Origin of the sequence: Trichocoleus sp. AS-A1 (assembly GCF_039962015.1) — a bacterium.
In the GTDB taxonomy this organism is placed as follows: Bacteria; Cyanobacteriota; Cyanobacteriia; order Cyanobacteriales; family FACHB-T130; genus FACHB-T130.
The window spans coordinates 18,593-38,325 of the sequence record NZ_JAMPKG010000033.1; the positions used below are offsets into that span (position 1 = coordinate 18,593).

Genomic DNA, 19,733 nt, shown 5'->3' on the forward strand with positions numbered 1-19,733 from the left:
TTTTACACTCCAAACAACGCTAAGTCATCGATGCGATGTTCCCACACCCAGTCAATTCCTTCAGCTGCTTCATAGCCCAAATAGCCACTATCAAAGTAACCGCAAAGGAACAGAATAAAACGAATATTATTGCCGTAGTTGAGTCTTAATTGAGCGACTTTAATGGCTTCTTCTTTGCGTCGCTTGTTGGGATTGGTATAGTCCCCAGCGGATTTTGCTTCAATCAGTAACGGTAAGTCACTAGGGCTGGACTGAAGCGGCTTAATTACAGTGTCAATCGGGATATTAACCTGTTTAATGCCTCCCTGTAAGCTCACCGGAATATTGAGCCGAAACGAGAAAGTTCCAGGCTGCATCGTCTGAAAGCTTAACCCAGCCCCTCCCCTAATGTATGAATAGCCACGCTGTTCCAGCCACTGCCTAATTGTAGCCAGCTGTCTGCGCTCTTGGGCATTGCGAACAATCGGGTCAGCAAGCGCACCACATAGACGATCTGCAACAATTGTCGCTGCTCGGTGAACTTGTGTATCGGTCGGTTCCAGCCCGTTCTCCAGCCAGGGAAAGATGTCTTTGTCGGTCAGTCGTGCAATGATTTGACTGATTTTCTGAAGTTCAACATCAACTAATGTACTGCTCATCCGGGGTGAAATTCGCTGTTTCTCTTCCATGTTTTTGACAAGGTTGGGCGGAACTCCCGCTAGACCAATCAGGCGATCGCGGGCGATGGGCGGTGCTGTCGCCATGCGGAGTATAGGCAGAACTTCCGGATGTTGCCGCAATACAGCGGGTGTGATGTTCGTTAGATTGGCTGTTCGGGCTAAGGCGGATTCGACAGAAATAGTGGTGGCAATGCGAGTATCGCGGTACGCTCCTGGAGCAAACTGCATGAACCAACTGTTGTAGAAGTCTACCGACTGGGCGATATCTGGCTTCCACAAGTGGGGTTTGTCGGCGTTGACTGGCACTGCGTTCCTCTGTATGACCTGAATGAGACAACCCTTGATTGTCGCCTCATTTCAGTCGGTATTGTTTATTTAGAGGTCACAATCACTGCTATCTGCTTGTCCTGAAGCAACGCTCCATCTGCTGTTTGCAGGATGCACTCGCGCTTTCATTTGGCGAGTTTTGATGGGGAGGGGAGATCGCGACTCTCTCATGTTCAGCCAAGATTCAGGTATGGAACACCTCATCATAGATTCCCTGCCATATCGGATGCACCCACCCAGCAATGCGAAGTGCCTTTCGCAGAACTGCTGCCGATAGCCCTCGCTCAATGCTCTCAAAAGCAAGTGCCCACCTGGACAGAACACATAAAAATTCATTCAGCTGTTGCGGGCTAAAAGTGGTGAATGCTTCTGTAAAGCGTCCTGCCTGAGCCAATGCTTCACTTACAATTTCTTCAAGCTCTGTAAAGACTCTATTGGCGAAGATATAACTACTGATTCATGCTACTACGCTATTGAGTAGTTCGCCCTTTGCTAGGAATTGATAACTTCTCCACAGCTTTTCGTTTAGTTTCCTCTCCCCGACGGTCATATTTAGCCACCACCTCCGGCGAAGAGTGTCCCGCTAAAGAAGCCACCGTCACAATATCAACCCCTGCATCCAATAAATCCGAGCAAAACGTCCGCCGAAAATCGTGAGGAGAAAACAGATCGACCTCAGCTTCCAGTGCCCGTTTGCGAAGAATCATCAGCACCGCTTGGGGCGTTAGAGGTCTAATATGGATTCGACCCCGTTTCCAAGTAGGACACAACAGCGCACCTGGAGAACGTCCCCTAACCTTCAACCAATCTTCCACCAGTGCAATAGCATCGCTTGGAAGGTACACCGTGCGGTTTTTCCCCCCCTTACCCCCCCGTACCTTCACTTCCCCCGTACTCGCCTTAAAATCTTTTAACTCTAAAAACACCACCTCAGCCCGACGCAACCCCACCCGAAGAATCGCAATCAAAGCAGCATCTCTAACACCCGCAGGCGTCGAGTCATTATGGCACGCTTCAAATAACGCCGCAATTTCATCCTCGCTTAAGGCACGGCCCCTGAGTTCCGGATTGCTCCGAATCTGAGGTAAATCAATTGCCTTGGCATAAGCAGTCGCATCCATCAAATCCAGCCGCAGCGCTTCTTTAAGTACCCGTCTCAAGGCACACATCATCTTTCTGACCGTCTCCGGCTTTCGCGAGGCCAGTAACGCTCCCTGCACCGCTGCCGCGTGCTGATAGCGCAACGCCGCCCAATTGAGCGTCATCGCGTCGCACTGACCGTTCGTGAGCAGAGACGCGATCGCATCCAAGGACTGGCGCATCGTCGGTCGAGAGCCGGGAGACAAAAGAGAAAGGTACACCGCTGCTGGGTGAAGCGTCAGAGGCAGCGGCTCGGTCAGTATCAACTCAGAGGTGTCCCAAGAGACAATCTGGGGCATAAATTTATTAGAACAACCCTTCTCGATAATACTCCTAATTGTCCGTCAGGCGGTGCATTCAAGCCAATAGACCTCTTGCGTGAATAGGAAAAAGACAGTTAGAAGTGGGTTAAGGAGGATTAGCAATGACCTACGAGCAACTCAAATTCCTTAAACCTAGTGCTTTCAAACGCAGGTGTGGCGTGAGAGCGTGAAACGTTTGAGCAAATGGTAGAAGTGTTGCGCCCTCAGTTAGACCGCACGGGCAAACGAGGTGGGCAGGCAAAGTTGAGTGTTGAAGACTAATTACTTCTAGTGTTGGAGTATTGGCGGGAGTATCGTACTCAATTTCACATTGCAACCAGTTGGGAAATCAGCGAATCTGCGGTATATCGCTTGAGGAAAGAAGGTTGAAACCTTATTAATGCAATCTGGCAAGTTCCGACTGCCTGGTAAAAAGCAACTGTACCAAAATGCTTACACTTGGAGCGTCGTGGTCGTCGATGTAACTGAAAGTCCAATCGAGCGCCCAAAAAAAAACAGTGAGGTTATTACACAGATGTAGGCGTGAGCCAACAGTAGGGTACACGAGATTTACACAGATGGTTACTCGGAAAGCCCCATCAAATTTGGGGATGAAGATTGATTCATGCAAGATGTCTTTTGTTGGAGTGGATTACTCGGTTCCGCCGATCGCTACCCTACTCCTGAGTGCAGTAAAAAGGACTCATCGAGCCATTTATAGAAATCCGGGGACATCTGCTCTAACCGCCTGACAGCTTCCTCTGAAAGCCTTTCCAGCAACAGCACAGCCCCCCACCGTCTCTCTGTGCGCCAGGGCTTAAGTAGGGATTTGATGGCATCAATGCCTTTCCCAACAGCATCCTGAAGCAATTGAACACAGGTTTTAATCGAGATGTGATATCCGTCTTCTGGCTCAAATTGGTCAAATCCCTCAACCGCTCTCATCGAAACAAAAACTGCATTGTCTGAGGTCTGGACTGCTTGCTCTATATGGGTTTGTGGTCGATCGCCTCGTTCCTGATTATTTATATAAAGCGCCGAGCGATCGCTGGCTTCTGTCTCCGAAGCCCGAACACCAGACGCAACAGGCACTTGAGCGGTTAAGTCTGCGTATTTCTCATCCAGCGACCGTAACACAGCATCACGGTCGCGGTCGTGCCAAAATTCCTCGTTAATCCCATAAAGCCATTCTTCCTGCTCGTGGTCGTACCCCAGTTGCTCAAGTTCCACCCCAAGCTTTTCTAGCAAGCGGCTGACGATTTGCATAGGAGTCAGCCCTTTACTCCTAGTGTCTCCTGGCTTTCTCAGCTTGATTGTCAGGTTGAGGGCAGTTTTGATTCGGCGTCTGTCTTTAAATGCCCTTTGTGCGATCGCTTGCACCTGGGGATGAGAATTTGACAACACCTCCCCAGTTTCGATTAACTCTAAAAGTCCCAAATCTCGCAATACCTTCACTTGCAAGCTGTAAGTACGGATGTCTGGCAGGAAGGGTAGAATCTTCGCTAAATGATAAAACCAAGTCTTTTTGTCCAACAGAGCCACTTTATCGGGATTGAGACAACTCCAGTAGAGCTTGATTTGACGCAGCCATTGACCATGTTCGGCGATCGCTGCCTTGTAAACAAACTCCGGTGTCAGCTTAATTCCTGGTAATCTGTCTTTCAAGACCGCTTTACGAGCCTGAAAGCGTTGCTCCTCAGTAGAAGGGTCAGTCTTGAGAATTCGCTTGGCTTCCTCTAAGGGAATGTCCTTAGCAGTAGCGAGTGCTGTCGCCTCTTCCCACTCTAATGCCTCCTTAATCCCTTTGATGGCATGAGCTGTCTCCTTCGATTGACCGATATTAACCACTTCAACATCATGACCTTCGGCTTTTAGTCCTGCGATTAACCTCTCTTGAAGATGCTTCAAAGAGCCATTACGCCGCGCTTGCAAGGATGCCCACATATCAAAATGAGAGCAATTAAAGTTATTCCCTTTCAGGAGTGCTGCCGCTGTTTCAAACAATTCAACAGCGTCAACCTCAGCTTCAATTAGTACAGCTGCCAAATTGACTATCCGAGAGGTGCTTTTGTGGAACTGGTGGCAGGTACGCTTAACTACATCGGGAAGTAGCGATGTACTCACGCCAGAGTCAGAGGCAAACTTCTTACACCATACCAGCCGCTGGATAGGCGATCGCACTCGTCCCAGCATCTGCCGTGCTTCGGTGTCGGTGATGCGTCCGAAAAACATTCCTACCATTAGATCAAAATAGGGAATGTCGATGCTGACACCAGTTCCCATTGTGGGAGTGTAGATTAAGACCTGTGGCTCAAGCGCCTGCAAGCCCTCGTTAGGACGCTTGACAAAATCCTTGATTAATTCCTGTTCTGATGTCTTGCGGTCGATCCGCAGCACTTTCAAGTTAGGGTAAGAATTGAGAATGTCGCGCTCTAATGCTTCCGCTTCTTTTTGGGAATCCACCGCTACAGCAATTTTCTCACCTGCGGACACATAGCGAATGATTGCGGCTTCGGTGCCTGATTTCATAGCATTCGTAGAGAATCGCACCTTCCAAGATGGAGCGAGTACAGTATTTAAAACTAAATGTACTGGTGTAGTATCCGGAGCAAAGGCTTTGATGTAGTTGAGGGACAAATCAGTTAAATCGGCATCTAAGGCGATAATTTGTCCTCCGGTGGACAGTACGGTTTCGATAATTTTGGCAAACTTCAGTTGAAGTAGTCCCCGCTTCTCTTCACAGGTAGTAGACATCATCAGATGGTTTAAGGATTGCTCGACTTCATCGAGAATTAGAATTGCCCCTTCCCAGTCAGAGGGATTCAATTTCCACAGGGAGTCAAAGCAAAGCCCCAAGGTGGGATTATGTCCCAACATCTCAATAGACAGCGCATAATTGCCAGCTACACCGATGTCGTCAATGTAGTCTGCACCGACTTTCAGGCAGCCTTCACGTCCTAAAATCCGCCGATGGTAAATCAATAAGACTTTCTGTTCTCTTCTCTTGGCGGCTTCTACAAGCGCGATTAATGTCCAAGTTTTCCCAGTGTTTTTGGGACTCTTGATGCCACAGATAGCACCTTTGAGGTTGGGTAACTTATTCCAAATGTCTTTCCCTAAGTAACGCTGGTTAAGGGAAAGTGTCGGTGGATAAGATAGAGCGCTCAGTTGGGCTTGTACGGCTGCTAGCCGCTGCTCGTACTGCTCCTTCTGAAGCTGTCCCCGTTCGGCTTCTTGTGCGGCTTCTAGGGCTTCCTCGTCGGCTTTCTGCTGCACATAGGCGGCGTATTCTTCAGGGTCGGGTTCGCTCTCTGGAACATTTTCCAATGGAAGATTGATACTAGATTGTCTCTGGCATTGGCTTTTAGCTAAAAATTCCTCTGGGGTAACGATAGCGATCGCTCCCAGGCCTTCTAGCTCGTCAATGTCAGGCGATTCTTTGGTCAGCTGACCCCACCAAGCTACCTGGACTTCGTACCCCCACCCCTGCACTAACTCAATCGTCAGCTGATATTGCCGCATTACGGAGGGGTTGGCAACGGCTCCCGCATCTGGGTACAAGTTAACTGTGTAAGTGTTGAGTTCAGCCGATAGCACCTCCAGATATATCTTGAGTTGTTGACGGCTAGCGGTAAAGTTCCCCCCAGCAGCACCGATAACTACAGAATTGAGCTTTTGGGCGGCAATGTAGGATTTGAGGAAGCCTTCTGCTAACCCGATGCTTTGAGTTGAGCTGGGGGATGAGGTGGTGAGGTAACTTCTCCTCATCTCGCCCGTCGCAGGACGGCAACAGCTGATGGGTAACTCTCCATTTGGCAGGTGAGAAGTGGCACCGTTTGGACGCTTGGCTGTGCGGCTGGTGGGCCACTTGTACTTGCTATCAGTGGCATCGTCAAAGCGGGTTTGGAAGCCGATTAAACGCCCTAATTCATCCCTTACGGGGCATCCAATGCCAGAAGCAGGAATCAGCAGCTTTTTACCCCACAAATCCACCCCGGCGAGTCTCGCATTGATGCCGCTGATTTCTTGCCAAGGTGCAATGCTGAAGAAAAACCCTGCGTCAATTTGGGCATCTGTTAGCCCTCGGTCGCGTAATTTCTGCCGATGTTTTGTAGAAAGCCCCAGCTGTTGGTGAAGCTTGCGGATATGGCGATTTCGCTCTTCAACATCAAGCAGAGAGGCAAAGTGTCTGGCTTCTGCTTGCAGTCGTCGCTCTCGTTCGGCTGCTATCTGACAACGGTGGGTTTCCCACTCTTGCTCGTTCCAAGAACCTTGTCCCTGGTCAACAGCCCACATGTTGAAGCCCCAGGTGTCTTGTTTGATGAAGCGATAAAGGGGCGCTGAAACAACATCAGCTCGACAGTGGATAATCTGGGTGTGGGCGTTCTCGCGGCAGTCTTTCCGAAGGCCGTTGCAGATGGGGCAGCTACCGCGCTTGAAGAGTTTAAATTGACTCATGCTGCCACCTCTAAGTGAGGTTGACGGCAGGATATGGGTTTCAGGAACTTTAATATTTGTAATGGCACAAGCAAACTCCTTACAGTGTGGGGTTTGTAGGAGTCAAAGTCGTGCGGTTTTTGGTGGCGCGTGCGTAGTTGCGCTGACTTTGGATTTCGAGATAAGCTAGATGGTATCTAGCTGCCATCTGTAGCTACAAATGCCAATTTATAGCTACAAGGCATCGAAGACCGTTAAAACTGCGTTTCAGCCAGTGCGATAGAGAACGAGTTCATCCGCCAAGATAAAAAGCGTTCCCTAATTGGACTGTCTGAGCGACTTTGCTCCGTTTATCGTTTATTAAGATGACCACAGACCAACTGGTCTGCACGATACCCCTACTCGTTTGAGTGGGGGTGTTGTTTTAGGGTTTTGACTATGGCTGCTTTTTTCGTAACCTCATAAACAATCCTCTAAATAGGTGTGTTTTTACTTTAGGGCAACTAAGCGATCGCCTAATGCTTTTGAGTTAGAGCATTTTCCAGCACCTTGACTAGCAAGGGGCTAAGTGCCACGTCAAGAGTTAGCTGGCTTCTTGGGTTTCCCCAAGTCGTCATTTGCCACTGTTTAGCCTTGCCATCGGCTGATTTTTGACGGTTTTTGTACCTTGCCATTGGTAGCGACTCTTTTTGCGATGCAGCGTTATTTTTTTCTTTCCACAATTATGCCAGCTCGGATTCAAGGAGGGCTGTACTCTCATCAAACTACTCAAACTGATCGGGATGTAAACAAAGGCTGAAACCTTTACAGAATAAGGGTTTCAAAAATACGTGGTGATGAGATGGGGCGTTTTGGTGATGAGATGGGGCGTTTTGGTGATGAGATGGGGCATTTTTTGTTAACCGCTGAAGTTATTGCCCCACAAAGATTTGAAGCTATTTTTAGCAAGTTTTTTTAGTTAACAAAGCTGTTAACCATTTATCCCATAGGGTGTTAACACCCTATGGGGGCGTAACCTACCTGATTCAAAACCCGAATTACCTTGGGGCTTAGGTTTTACAAACCTAAATCCAAAATTGTATTGCAGGAAGGTAAATTCATGGTTGGGCTGACTTATTCGCCAAAAAGTCAATACCTACCCAAAGCTCTTTTGCCTCTTTCGGATCTATCTTTCGTTTGCCCTTCTCCACCATGCACAGCCAAGCTTTAGTTTTACCCGCCCACTCAGCCAGGGCTGTTTGGCTTACTCCTTTGGCTTCCCTTTGCTTGCGGATATCAGCCCCTGTCAAGATAGGTTCTGACTTGGATGCAACTGGCTTCAGTTGTAATGGTTCTCTCTTGCTTGCTAGCAGGGCTGGAATTGGTTCTGGTGGTTTAATCGTCAACTTGGCTTTCCACAACCAATCAATGATTTTCTTGTCTTTCCAGCCAGAGGGTTTTTCAACTTTGCTATTGGGCCTTAACCATTCTGGGTAGGTGGCATCGTCAAACATGACCCGCCAACCCAGACTCATCAACAGGCTCACGGCATTATTCCAGTCATTCTTTAAATCGCGGGCTTTGTATTTGTCAAGACGAGCTGCATTAATTCGGGATTCCAGTTCTACCGCCTCTAAAAGATCCCCCACTTTATATTCGTAGGGTTTTATATCCCTAGCCTTGATCCGGCTTAACATAGTCAGATGAATTGCCAGTTTGAGGGCAAGTTCATCGTGGTAGGGGTCAATTTTCAAGATGTTCGTAGCTAGCCAGCCAAACTGACATAACGCCGTACCAGCTCTTGCTCCAACCCGGTTTAACCAGCTATCAACCCAAGGGCCAGGGCTGACAGTGATATAAACCTCATCAGGCTGCTCTACTTTCCCTGTCAGTAAGTTTTTTTGCCCTATCACATCTGTCTTAACAACCCACAGAGGAGAGACGCTAACACTGGCATTAACTTTATTGCCTTTGGGCTTTCCTTCAACCCACGTACAGCTCATCAGCATTCTTCCTAAATGGAAGGAAATGCTGGCAAGTTGAGCTAGCTTTTCAGAAAGGGTTAACCGATGTTTTTTATCCCAGCCTATTTGTTTGATAACTTCGGTTCCTTTCAGGGAAAACTTAGCAAGACAAGGATTAGGCTGATTAAGTAGATGCGAAGCAAAAACTAACTGAAGTTTTGCTGCATCAATGCCAATTAGATCGATGATTTGTCGGGCAGCTTCAAGCGCTAATATTTCGCCATCATTTCCCCCTGATATATAAACTTCTACACTATTGCTAGGTTTATTTTTGCAAGGAGATTCAAAAACTCCCCAGTTGTCAGGGCTATTTTTCCATTTATCAATTCGGTAGCAAGATTCTACTCCTACTCTAAAGGGAGATGAGGAAGGAATCTCTTCTAAGGGTGAAAGCTTGGGTTCTGTGACGGGTGTCGGGTTTTTTTCAAGTCCTAGTAGAGCAGTTATATCCTCTACAGGTAAGTCTTTAAAATTAATCTGCTCCAGCAAGGCTTCGGCGGCGAATGTTGCTAGCTTAGTGGTTAAAAACTTTTCTAATTCTGGATAGCTTTTTTTTATTTCATTGGGAAATTCAAATCCTTGCTCGTTTAAACGAGCGTAAAGAATTCTAGCTAGTTCTAATAAAGCTGGAGATTGCAACTCGCTTTCTTGTTGGAGTTGTTTAGCAGAGTTTTTAATTTGAGTGCGTCTGCTTTTTAACATTTATATCCAGTTTTTTACTAAACTACATCTAATTTGTGCTGGACAGTTCTTTTGAAAACCTGCTTACGTTCTGCCTAGGTTGGGCCAGGAGTGCGTAGTTCGGGTCACAGGCATCGCTACTTTTCACTTTGTCTCGACGATTGTTGGCGCTTCTGTTACCGACGCCTAAGAAGCGCTTCCTCAATCAATTTGGCAACAAGCCAAGACATAGAGCGTTTTTCCTCATTTGGCCATTCTTCCAGCTCTTTTTTCAGTTCATGGGTTATGTATGTACAAACATATGAGGCATTGGAATTTCGACGCATTAGGCGATTTTTAGCGCCGTTAATGCGTGGCTAAAAATACCTAATCAACGCCTTCTCAATCTTCGGTAGTAAGTTGGTGTCATCGCACTCCAGCCATGCTATCTGAATGTTTTCAGTAATTATTAGACTTTGAAATTGATTCCAACGATGATGAGCTAGCCAGCGACAATAGAGATTGTTAGCTCTGCCAATGTATAGCGCTTTTCTGTCAAACTGGGATGAAACCTTGATTTTTCGTGGGCTGATACAACGTAAACTCGTCGAATTTCCCGAAAGTGACACAAGAGCGATAGAACTTTACTGCCTTTCAGAGCAAAGTAAATAGCTGGACACTTGGGTAGATGACGATGTTCAAGCAGTAGTAGTGAGGGGAGAGCTAGTGGGTCAATCATTGCTGGATTCATTAATGCCACTTCGTCGCTTGAAGGCACTATGCTTTAGGTCTTTGAGGTGTTCGTAGGTCATGGGTGATTCCTCACTCTGATCTAATGAAAGCCATCTCCTACCTGACTCGTGCAAGAAGTCTAATGACCGCTCAGAACTGAGCTATCTGCCTTCAAAGGAGATATGTTTGTTCCGTGCTTGCTTCCCCAAATTTGCCTATAGCCTATCTGTAGCGCTCTCACTACTACTGACTCACCAGGAAAAGTCCGAAATCCAGCTAGTAGAACATTAATATACCAATTGGCTCAATAGCTGTTTCGGGGAGATGAGGCAGAAAAATAGGCGCTGGTAGCTACGATCGCCGCTATCAGGACGTAGTGGCGGGAGCGCACAAGAATTTAAACATCTAGATGAGTCGATCGGGATTTCAAATACTGGGCAAGAGATTCTTCAACAATCTGGCTCATCTCCTGCTCATCCGACACCGCGACAGACTTCAGTTGCCGATGTAATTCCTTGGGAAGGTAAACAGTCGTGCGGATATAGTTGGGGTCTTTACTTTTAGATAGTTTGGTACTTTTGGTCTGCTCGGTCTCAGGCGCAGGTACTTTTTTAGCGGCATTGAATAGCTCGTCAAAACGGCTCATGGCAGTATCTCCTCCCCAACAGCGGTATAGCAGCGCCAAGCATTTTTAGCATAGGGGTCTTTAACATCACACACTGGAACCCCTTCTAAGACAGCGCGTTGGAATACTGCTAGCCGTCGAATTTCCGACTTAAAGATAGGCAGAGAGGCATTTTCAATCGTGGCTCTTGCTTCTGCTCCCACTTTGCTGGGATGAGGAGGAATCAGAGTTAGCAAAATTCGGTAGTTAGAAGTAAGGGCATGCAGCGCCGCCACCATTTGCAGCATGGCACTGAGAGCCAGCGCATCAGGCGAAGTGGGCAAGACCAGGAGGTCGCAGCCCTCAGCCAAGGTTTTGAGTTCCTCTGGAGCAGGTCGGGCGGGTGTATCAATCACAATATGTTCGTACTGTTTGGCAAAGCGGATTGCCTGCTTTTCATCCACAACCTTAAACGGCAATTTCTCTTGACTAGCCCACTCACTAGCACTGCGGTTAAGATCCCCGTCTACTACAAGAGTTGGAGCATGCTGTTGGAGGTAGGCAGCCAAATGTAAGGCCGTGGTTGTTTTCCCCACCCCTCCTTTAAATGAAGCGACTGTCACAATCATGGGATGCGGCAATGAGTCCTGATGGAGAGATTCTATCGCAGTTCAAAGCATTTAAGCATTTAGATGCTTAAATGCTTGAATGTTTAAAAGCTTAGACCCACTGTCACAATCATGGAATGCGGCGATGAGTCCTGATGGAGAGATTCTATCGCAGTTCAAAGCATTCAAGCACCTAAATGTTTGAATGTTTAAAAACTTAGATGTTAAAAACACTTGAATGTTTAGATGTTTATCTGCTCATAACTGTCTCAGGTCTCAGCAGGAAGCGATCACACGGCAAGATAGCTGCCGTGTGATCGCTTCAATTCGCACTTCAAGACGCTTGACTCTGAACCTTAAACCACTTCTTAAAGATGAACCCTTTTTCATCCAGTCTCAAACCGGGCACCTTCCTCGTCAAAGCCTTCTGAAATATGCTCAGACAGAAGACTAGAAAGCTTACTGGGGTCATCTAGCTGCTTTCTATTTCGTTGTTTCCCACCGCTGCCACAGCAAGAGCTAAAGTCCTTATTGCCACAACTAAGCAACTTTTCGGAGTAACGATTAGTCACAAAACTTTATATAAGCCTTCCTATTTAAACTTGTGGTATCCCAAATTCCACAATCAAAGGTGTGAAATAAACGAACCAGAAACAGTTTCAACCACTTCACAAATTGCTCCTGAGATAGTATAAGAAGGCAGTAACTACCCTTTCCAGAGGAGCAAAAAGCCGCGAGCTGACTGCTGCCACACATAATGGCGGTAAACTCAACACGAAAGCGATATGCAAGCCGTTGGGGCAGTAGCTGGGATTAGGCAACCATGCAACCAAAGACAGTCAGTGAAGCATTAGAGCAATTTACCAAGACTAAGGCAGCTCAGGCTAACCCCCGACTCGTCAGTAATCTTCAGACAGCTTTGAGACGGTATATTTTGCCAAACTATGGGTTTGCGGAAGCTGAACTACGAAGTCATTTAGATGAGTGTCTGGCAAAAATTCCGCTGTCACAGTTTTTAGGAAACGCAAGACAACTCCTAGAAACCCTGGATACTGGCTCAAATCTGCATTCAAAAGCGCAAAAAGTTTCCCGTGGAACCCTCAACAACTACCGCTCAGCTTTGCAGAGATTTTTGAGCTGGACGTACACGCAAGCTGGCGATGACCCTACCCCAAGTAGTCGGATCGGGGAGTATGCACCTCAGATGTACAGCGGTCAAATGTTGTCCAAAACACAGCAGAAAGCAAGACCGCGTCAGGTAGAACCCTATGCCCTCAAAGAGGAAGAGCTTACCCATAAGCTAGAGCAGCAGCTCGAACAACTCGGCGACTTCTGGACTAAATCTCGAGTACGGGGAAGAAAAGGAAAAGCGATCGCGCTCGACACCTTTGAAACTTATAGAAGTAATCTTCTCTGCATTTTGGGATGGCTGCACAATATTCAGGGATACTCTTGCGAACGGCTCGCAATTGAGCAAGTGTCCGAGCTAGAGCAGCTCCAAGTTTTCATCAACTGGGGCCTTGAGCAAAAGGGCAACAGCTACGGCTGGGCGCTCAATATGGTTCAGGCATCTCTATCTGTTGCTAAATGGCTGAACTCCCAGAAGCAGCCCAACTCAGAAATTCCTGCCGTTAAAGCGCTACAGGATTACCTACATACCCTCAGAACTAATTACGAACAAGAGTCCTCACAACAGAACCAGGGCAAAGCAGAGCTAACCCTGGAAGAAGGGGAGCAGATTGTTGAGTATTTACGCCAGTGCTGTGCACCACGGCATCAGTCAGGAGCACCACGCTCAGAAGCAGCAATCTTGAAATCCTGGCAACGTTACCTGATTACTGCTCTTCTAGTTTATTCGCCGATTCGCCAAACAGAAATTTCTCAGTTGGAGTGGCAGCGCACGCTAGTTCGTGAAAAAAACGGCTACCGGGTTCAATCTGACCTGAAGTCGGAAAGGGGGAGAAAAACTTTAGCCTCCCGCGAGTTTCGATTGCCTAAGCATCTCGCTCAAGAATTGGATACCTGGAAGCAGCAGTGGCGTGACAAGATTCCCACCGATCATAATTTAGTCTTTGTACGGCTTGGTTCTAATCGCACACCCGAAACCCTAGGCCAACCCCTTAGTACCCGCGACATTTCTGAGCTGGTTTCCACAGCCATCTACAAAGCTACCTCAGTATTGTTTGGTACTCCCAAGCAAGTCACACCGCGAACTTTTCGACACACAGCTCTCGCTTACTTAGAACAAATCGGATGTTCAACACCAGATTACGCGACTAGGGTCAGCCAGGGACAAATTCCTCAATGGTCGCCATCTCCCCAGAGATATGACAGTCCGGCGGCACAGATTGCTCAACTTGGGCGATCGCCCAAGCACTCAATTAATCAACCTGACCCGTTACTGGGAGCGTTGACACCACCGCCCAAGCACTCAATTAATCAGCCTGACCCGTTACTGGGAGCGTTGACACCACCGCCCAAGCACTCAATTAATCAGCCTGACCCGTTACTGGGAGCGTTAACATCTCCAGAACAGACTGATACTAATATCGGCTCCACTAAACACATCATTGAACAGTTTCAGCTTGCTGAACAGTCGGAGCCAGAAGACTCCCCTGAAGATTTTTCAGAGCCTTAAACTGTGCAAGTCATTCCTGCATTCAATGAGGAATGACTTGCACAGACACGTCGTTAGCTCAAGTCTAACCGCCCCACTCTCTGGGTTAACGGAACTTAAACAAATTTCAAGACTCTAAAGGGGCTGAAAAGCTTTCTGGACAAGAAAAAAAGGTTGATGACCTAAAAACGCCTGAAACCCTTGTGAATATAAGATTTCTGCATATTCGGGCTGAAAGTCCTTCTCTGTTCAGGTTTTAAGCTATTTTTGCTTCGGTTTTTGTCTAAATCCCATTAGCTAAGTCTAACTGCCCCACTCTCTCGGTTAAAATCCCTCATTCCTCCGCTAAAAATTTTAGTGTAAGTTTTTAGGATTTGCTTTATACTATTTGAGTGAGCCTTTTTAGGATTTCATCGCAACTGGGGAAGATGTTCCCGAGTGACTAACTCTTATGGTTGGTCATTAATTTTCTAGTGCGTGTTGAACAAAAAGCTGTGTTTCGGAAAGTTCTAGTTAAAGGTTTACTCCCTAATTCACAACTCTATTCAATCTATAGTTGGGATGATAACAATGAAAGTAAATAGAAATGGACAAGCAAAAATTCTTACCCCACAAGAAAGAGAACTTTTGCTGACTCAAGGTTTTCTCTCTCAAAGAGACCGCGCTCTGAATGAACTTTGTTATTACACAGCTTGTCGGATTTCAGAAGCACGACAAGCTCGGTACACAGATATTTTTGATGGGGATAAAGTTCGAGAGACTATCGTGATTAGGAAATGCATCACTAAAGGCAAACAGGCTACTCGCTGCATTCCCACTCATCCGAAGCTAATCCCATCTTTAGAAAAATACATCCAAGACTCTATAGAACTTATAAAGATTCTACAGATTATCGGACAATGGGATTGCAAGAGCTTGCATTGTGGTCAAGTTTTTGACAGCGAACAGAGAATTATTTGCCCAAAATGCGCCAGCTACGATATTACAACTGCTGGGATGGGTCGGGATAAACAAATGTATAAATGTAAAAGCTGTTTATATCGCTTTCAAACAAAAACAGCTTTTGTGGATCATCCTGAATTGAGAGATACCATAATTCGTTTGGGAGTTTATAACTCAATGAGTTACGGTTTTCTTTTCATGCATCCCAACAACCCTTATTTATTCCCTGGCGCAAGAGGAAAAGGGTGTCTCGCTTTGAACACAGCTAGTGGCATCTTCAAGAATGGTTGTAAGCGAGTGAATGTAGTGGGAGCTTCTACTCATAGTTGGCGACGGACAGCACTAACAGAGATGCATAAAGCTGGGGTGCCTATCAGAGTGACTCAAAATATTTCTGGGCATACCCGGCTCTACAACCTCCAAAAATATCTAGAAGTTTCTAGAGAAGAAGTTGAACAGGCTGTGTTTCTTTTACCTTAACCTGAGTGTTTGGGTTAAATGAAGTAATTGTATCCTTGAAACCTCTGTAAAACTGCCCCAAACTTTTTTAGGAATCAAGGAATCATAAACTCATGTTGATTGACAGAAATGGTCAAGCCAAAGTTCTCAGTTCTCGAGAAATTCAACAGGTTCAATGAAGTAATTTTACCATTGAACCCCCTGTAAAACTGCCCCAAATTTTTTTAGGAATAAAGGAGTCCTAAACTCATGTTGATTGACAGAAATGGTCAAGCTAAAGTTCTCAGCAATAGAGAAATTAAACAGCTATTTGAGCAAGGGTTTAGATTAGCGAGAGATAAAGCTTTATTTGCCACCTGCTTTTATACAGCTTGTCGAGTTTCCGAAGCCCGACAAATGCATTTCGTTGACGCTTTTCATCAAGAAATCGTGCGAGATGACATGATCATTCGTAAAGCGAATACCAAAGGAAAACAAGCAACTCGGACAATTCCTACCCACCCTCATCTTAAAGAGATTCTCCAACAGTATCGCCAAGATTCTTTAAAATTACTCTGGCTGCGAGAATTATTTGGAAGATGGAGCCATAGGAACTTAAATTCAGAAGGAAAGCTGGTTTTGAACAATCTACTTCAATGTCCGGTTTGCGAAGCTAAGCATTTTAGTAAGCAAGGCTGGTATAGAGATAAAGAGCAAGTTTACCTCTGTAAAAATTGCGACCATTATTTTCATGAATCAAAACTCATCAAATGTCAACTTGATGCCAACATTCCGCCAACCATAGAGTATGACCCTTTAGGAGTAATTAGCACACTAAATTACGGATTTTTATTCGCCGAACCCAACAATCCATTTTTGTTTCCAGGATGGCAAGGGAAGGGATGTCTTAGCCTCAGAAAGGCTATCAACATTTTTGAGATGGCTTTTGACAAACTGGACATTTCTGGGGCTTCCTCTCACAGTTGTCGGCGGACATCGCTCACTATGATGCACCGCGAAGGAGTCATCCTTCGGGTCCTACAAGAAATCAGCGGACATAGAGATTTAGGAGCTTTGCAGAGATACCTGGAAGTGTCTCCCGACCAAACACGGGCCGCCATTCATGTTTTGGGGTAACTCAATATCACAAATAAAACTGATTGTCAATGACCAGCTATAAGGGGATTTCTAGGAACACCAAGCTGAAACGCTTGTCCTATAAGGATTTCAATTTTAGAGGTATTTTTAAGGATATTTTAATAATTTTGTGTCAAATCCAGAAAAGCATAGCTTACAGTTAAAAAAGCTTTTGAACAAAAGCAACTGGTTTTGTAACAGCAGCTACACAGTTTGATATTCCGTCAATTTAGTAACAAAACTTGAAGGGGTTAATGATGGTTAGTTCTGGTCGGGGTGGTGCAAGAGCGGGTGGGGGCCGTCCCTCACGGTGGAAAAATCAGCCGACAATTACAATCCGAGTGCCGGAAGTTTTCGCTGAAACGCTGTTGGAAATTGCTGAAAATCTAGACCAGGGAGTTGAGGATACCCTTGTAATTGACCGGAAGTCAATGAATGTTAGTCGGCAAACCAAAAAAGAACAGCTAGCTTTATCACAACTCCGTATTTATAAACATTCTGGGCATAAAGTCCTACGATTGGAGGAATTAATTAGTGTCTTACAAAGCAGTCTCGACTAGCGCTGCTTCATTACTCCAGGCAGAAGAAAATTGAAAGTTCTTTTCTAAGGCAATGGTTGGAACCTTCGGCAGCTGATAGACCTAAGGAAGATGTTTGGTTGAAAGACATTTGAAGCGCTCTTGATGGCAACGCCCCTAGAGTCTAAAGCTAAATCGCTCAGTTTAGTGGTCGGGTTGATGCCAGAGGAGGTGCAAAGGCAAATTCAATCCTTGGCGTTGGAAGCAATCTCCCCATGATCTCTGACCGCTAGCAAGCCGCGATCGCTACTGCCGTCCGAAAGCGTGATCGCTATCGTCGGTAGTGCCAGGGGATTCATTTGGTCTATTCAATTAGCCTTCCCGGCGAGTGAGAAGTCTACAACTAACTGGACAAAGTACCGCATAGATACCCGTCAGTTTCCATTCAAGTTGATTTACCAGCGAGTGGGAAGAGAAGACAAGCTTGCAGGTGCTCTTGGCTTTTGCGATCAGTTTCCATTCAAGTTGATTTACCAGCGAGTGGGGAGTTGTATATACGCTTATTAACACTTCCAGAGGATGGCAATAAGCGTTTTTATTCAAGTTTGTTTCCCAGCGAGTGGGAAGCACCTCCTCCAATTCCTCCTATTTGGAACAAGTAGGAGTTTCCATTCAAGTTGTTTTCCCAGCGAGTGGGAAGCCGTAAACGGTGCCTACTGCCGCACTGTTTACACGTTTCCATTCAAGTTGTTTTCCCAGCGAGTGGGAAGCACTTCAGAAACGCTTGTGGAAGGGAACAACGGGGTGTTTCCATTCAAGTTGTTTTCCCAGAGAGTGGGAAGAGTACGCCCGTGTAGCCCCTACCCTGTAAGGATTTTAGGCGAAAAATTAACGCATCTGGAGAAAATATTACCATTTCCTCCCAGCATTTCAACGGAAAAAATAGAATTTCGGCGATTTGTCGAGATGCATCGAGCGCTTCATTGGACACTTTTCTAGTACAGTTTCCAATGGTTAGTTGGTTGACTTATCGCCAAGATTAGTACATCTTTTTACGCGATCGCGTTTTCCAATTCCTCGTGTACTTGAAACATGAGGCTGGCATCTTCAAGCAATCTAAACTCTTGGGGTAAATCTTCTTTAGCAATAAAGTTGAGACAGCCCAGAATTCGCTGCTTCCACTCATCTTTAGTTTTAGTCTCCCAAGCTTCAAAAACCTCGGATTCTTGTAAACCTTCTATTTTATGAAAGCAATTATTGCGTTCTTTTTTAGCAGATTCCCAAACTATTTTTATGTCTGGATGGTCTTCCCAATCAGGTCGCGCTTGTTTGAGTAATTCATAAATTGGATCGCCATATAGACCTATCTGCCCCCATTTTTGGAATTTTGTCTGATTTGGCTCAGAGAGTGCCTTAAAGTAGTTTGGTAATTTTTGACAAACGGAAAGCTTAATTTGAAGCCCATATCTTGGATCTTTAACGATGTGAGAACTATAACGCTTTTCCACCCATTTAATAATCGAGCCTTCAGCGGCACGAAAGCTATGGAATAAGGCATCAACTGTGCTACCTTGTTCCAAGCGAACCCAAGCTAGATATATTGATTCAAATCCCGACTGATACCAAGGAAAATTAGTGACAAGTAATAATTTCCGCTCAACTAAAATTTTCTTAAATTTTTGAAATTCAGCAAAATTCCACTGTTCCCCTGCATCAAGTAAAGATTTAAGGCGTTTTTGTTCAGGATTACTTGGAGTTGTCCCTGTCAGTCCTAAAATATCCCGAACCCCTGAATAGTCATGACGAGCTAGCAGTGCTTTTGCCTCTTGCTGTTGAATCGCACCTAAATAAGTGGGTGATAAAATTTTATCCGTCAGTTGGTTATATTCATTACTAACTAGAAACTCTACATTCGTTCTAAATTGTGCCAAACTGACAAACTGTACAGCCGATGAAATAGCTGGAGTACCAGCTTGATGACTGACATAAACTTTATCACTGGCATTTACCTCGATTTGTTCGCTCTCAAGTTGATCGCGTAGATTGGTACGAACTAAGTCGAGAACAGAATTCCAGTCATCGAGTCCCTTTTCGTCAGAGACTGGAGATAGGGTAATCCATACACAGTTTGCATTAGGAAATTTATCTTGAAAGTACTGCTTCAAAATCGGCTTGAGAGTGCAGGTATCTTGCCAGGAAGGACATTTGGGTTTCCGTCTTTCGGCGTCACTGTGGAAAATCTTAGATTGGTCGGTTAACAGAACTGCGATCGCATTGGGAGAAGACTCCTCTAACTTTAACTTTTCTACAAAGTTATCCAATAGGGGATAGGTTAAATAGGACAAAATCTCCTTTTGAACATCTGGAGAACTTGCCTCATAAACCATACCCAAAGCCCTTGCTTCAATCCGGTACGGCTCATCTTTGTCTTTGTAGGATTGTTTGGGTTCAAAAGCGATGTCATGGCAATCTGCTTGAACCTCATCGTCATACCAGTAATGCCAAATCTTATTGCTTCTTTGTTTCTCAGTACGGTTTTTTTCACGACACTTGTTGTCGCTATCGAGTTGTACATCACTACTACCAATCGTGACAATCCAAAGATTCAT

At 45.7% G+C, this 19,733-nt stretch carries 17 protein-coding genes and 1 CRISPR repeat array; of the genes, 5 read left to right on the forward strand and 12 right to left on the reverse strand.

Features of this window, described 5'->3' with window-relative positions; all coding sequences use genetic code 11:
• Positions 1–2: 2 nt before the first annotated feature.
• The 3 genes from NC994_RS21435 to NC994_RS21445 all read right to left on the reverse strand — a co-directional run bounded on the left by NC994_RS21435 (position 3) and on the right by NC994_RS21445 (position 2,425).
• A complete protein-coding gene (locus tag NC994_RS21435) occupies positions 3–965 on the reverse strand; it encodes a XamI family restriction endonuclease (protein WP_190429998.1) in 963 nt (320 codons plus the stop codon).
• A gap of 205 nt (positions 966–1,170) precedes the next feature.
• Complete coding sequence (locus NC994_RS21440; protein ID WP_190429999.1) at positions 1,171–1,380, reverse strand: hypothetical protein; 210 nt, start codon at positions 1,378–1,380, stop codon at positions 1,171–1,173.
• Between the two features lie 76 nt (positions 1,381–1,456).
• On the reverse strand, positions 1,457–2,425 hold the full coding sequence (locus NC994_RS21445; RefSeq protein ID WP_190433822.1) for a site-specific integrase: 969 nt from the start codon (positions 2,423–2,425) through the stop codon (positions 1,457–1,459).
• 294 nt (positions 2,426–2,719) lie between these two features.
• Between NC994_RS21445 and NC994_RS21450 the strand changes: the two genes are divergently transcribed.
• Entirely contained in the window at positions 2,720–2,818 is a 99-nt protein-coding gene (locus NC994_RS21450; RefSeq protein WP_206753517.1) for a transposase family protein, read from the forward strand.
• 282 nt (positions 2,819–3,100) lie between these two features.
• Here NC994_RS21450 and NC994_RS21455 read toward each other — a convergent pair whose 3' ends face one another.
• The 8 genes from NC994_RS21455 to NC994_RS21490 form a co-directional block, all read right to left on the reverse strand.
• Positions 3,101–6,886 carry a plasmid replication protein, CyRepA1 family gene (locus NC994_RS21455; RefSeq protein WP_190433824.1) on the reverse strand — a complete coding sequence of 1,262 codons (3,786 nt, stop codon included), beginning with the start codon at positions 6,884–6,886 and terminating at the stop codon, positions 3,101–3,103.
• A gap of 494 nt (positions 6,887–7,380) precedes the next feature.
• On the reverse strand, positions 7,381–7,539 hold the full coding sequence (locus NC994_RS21460; protein WP_190433826.1) for a hypothetical protein: 159 nt from the start codon (positions 7,537–7,539) through the stop codon (positions 7,381–7,383).
• 423 nt (positions 7,540–7,962) lie between these two features.
• Complete coding sequence (locus NC994_RS21465) at positions 7,963–9,570, reverse strand: helix-turn-helix transcriptional regulator (RefSeq protein ID WP_190433828.1); 1,608 nt, start codon at positions 9,568–9,570, stop codon at positions 7,963–7,965.
• 155 nt (positions 9,571–9,725) lie between these two features.
• On the reverse strand, positions 9,726–9,875 hold the full coding sequence (locus tag NC994_RS21470) for a CopG family transcriptional regulator (protein ID WP_190433829.1): 150 nt from the start codon (positions 9,873–9,875) through the stop codon (positions 9,726–9,728).
• A gap of 155 nt (positions 9,876–10,030) precedes the next feature.
• Complete coding sequence (locus NC994_RS21475; protein ID WP_190433831.1) at positions 10,031–10,306, reverse strand: hypothetical protein; 276 nt, start codon at positions 10,304–10,306, stop codon at positions 10,031–10,033.
• Between the two features lie 351 nt (positions 10,307–10,657).
• The gene (locus NC994_RS21480; protein WP_190433833.1) at positions 10,658–10,906 is read right to left on the reverse strand and encodes a hypothetical protein; all 249 of its coding nucleotides are present in this window, start codon (positions 10,904–10,906) and stop codon (positions 10,658–10,660) included.
• The gene (locus tag NC994_RS21485) at positions 10,903–11,493 is read right to left on the reverse strand and encodes a ParA family protein (RefSeq protein WP_190433835.1); all 591 of its coding nucleotides are present in this window, start codon (positions 11,491–11,493) and stop codon (positions 10,903–10,905) included. The genes NC994_RS21480 and NC994_RS21485 overlap by 4 nt, the downstream gene beginning before the upstream one ends.
• A 365-nt stretch (positions 11,494–11,858) precedes the next feature.
• Positions 11,859–12,044: a hypothetical protein gene (locus NC994_RS21490; protein ID WP_348225609.1), complete on the reverse strand. Its 186-nt coding sequence runs from the start codon at positions 12,042–12,044 to the stop codon at positions 11,859–11,861.
• 251 nt (positions 12,045–12,295) lie between these two features.
• Here NC994_RS21490 and NC994_RS21495 point away from each other — a divergent pair, with 251 nt between their 5' ends.
• From NC994_RS21495 to NC994_RS21510, 4 genes are all read left to right on the forward strand, one after another.
• Positions 12,296–14,110 carry a site-specific integrase gene (locus NC994_RS21495; protein WP_190433837.1) on the forward strand — a complete coding sequence of 605 codons (1,815 nt, stop codon included), beginning with the start codon at positions 12,296–12,298 and terminating at the stop codon, positions 14,108–14,110.
• Positions 14,111–14,659: 549 nt separating this feature from the next.
• Entirely contained in the window at positions 14,660–15,511 is an 852-nt protein-coding gene (locus tag NC994_RS21500; protein ID WP_190433840.1) for a site-specific integrase, read from the forward strand.
• Positions 15,512–15,739: 228 nt separating this feature from the next.
• Positions 15,740–16,606: a site-specific integrase gene (locus tag NC994_RS21505; RefSeq protein ID WP_190433842.1), complete on the forward strand. Its 867-nt coding sequence runs from the start codon at positions 15,740–15,742 to the stop codon at positions 16,604–16,606.
• Between the two features lie 254 nt (positions 16,607–16,860).
• Entirely contained in the window at positions 16,861–17,166 is a 306-nt protein-coding gene (locus NC994_RS21510; protein ID WP_199299530.1) for a hypothetical protein, read from the forward strand.
• A gap of 395 nt (positions 17,167–17,561) precedes the next feature.
• Positions 17,562–17,966: a CRISPR direct-repeat array (repeat unit 36 nt; unit sequence GTTTCCATTCAAGTTGTTTTCCCAGCGAGTGGGAAG).
• Positions 17,967–18,176: 210 nt separating this feature from the next.
• Here the strand turns inward: NC994_RS21510 and NC994_RS21515 are convergent.
• Complete coding sequence (locus NC994_RS21515) at positions 18,177–19,733, reverse strand: hypothetical protein (RefSeq protein ID WP_190433844.1); 1,557 nt, start codon at positions 19,731–19,733, stop codon at positions 18,177–18,179.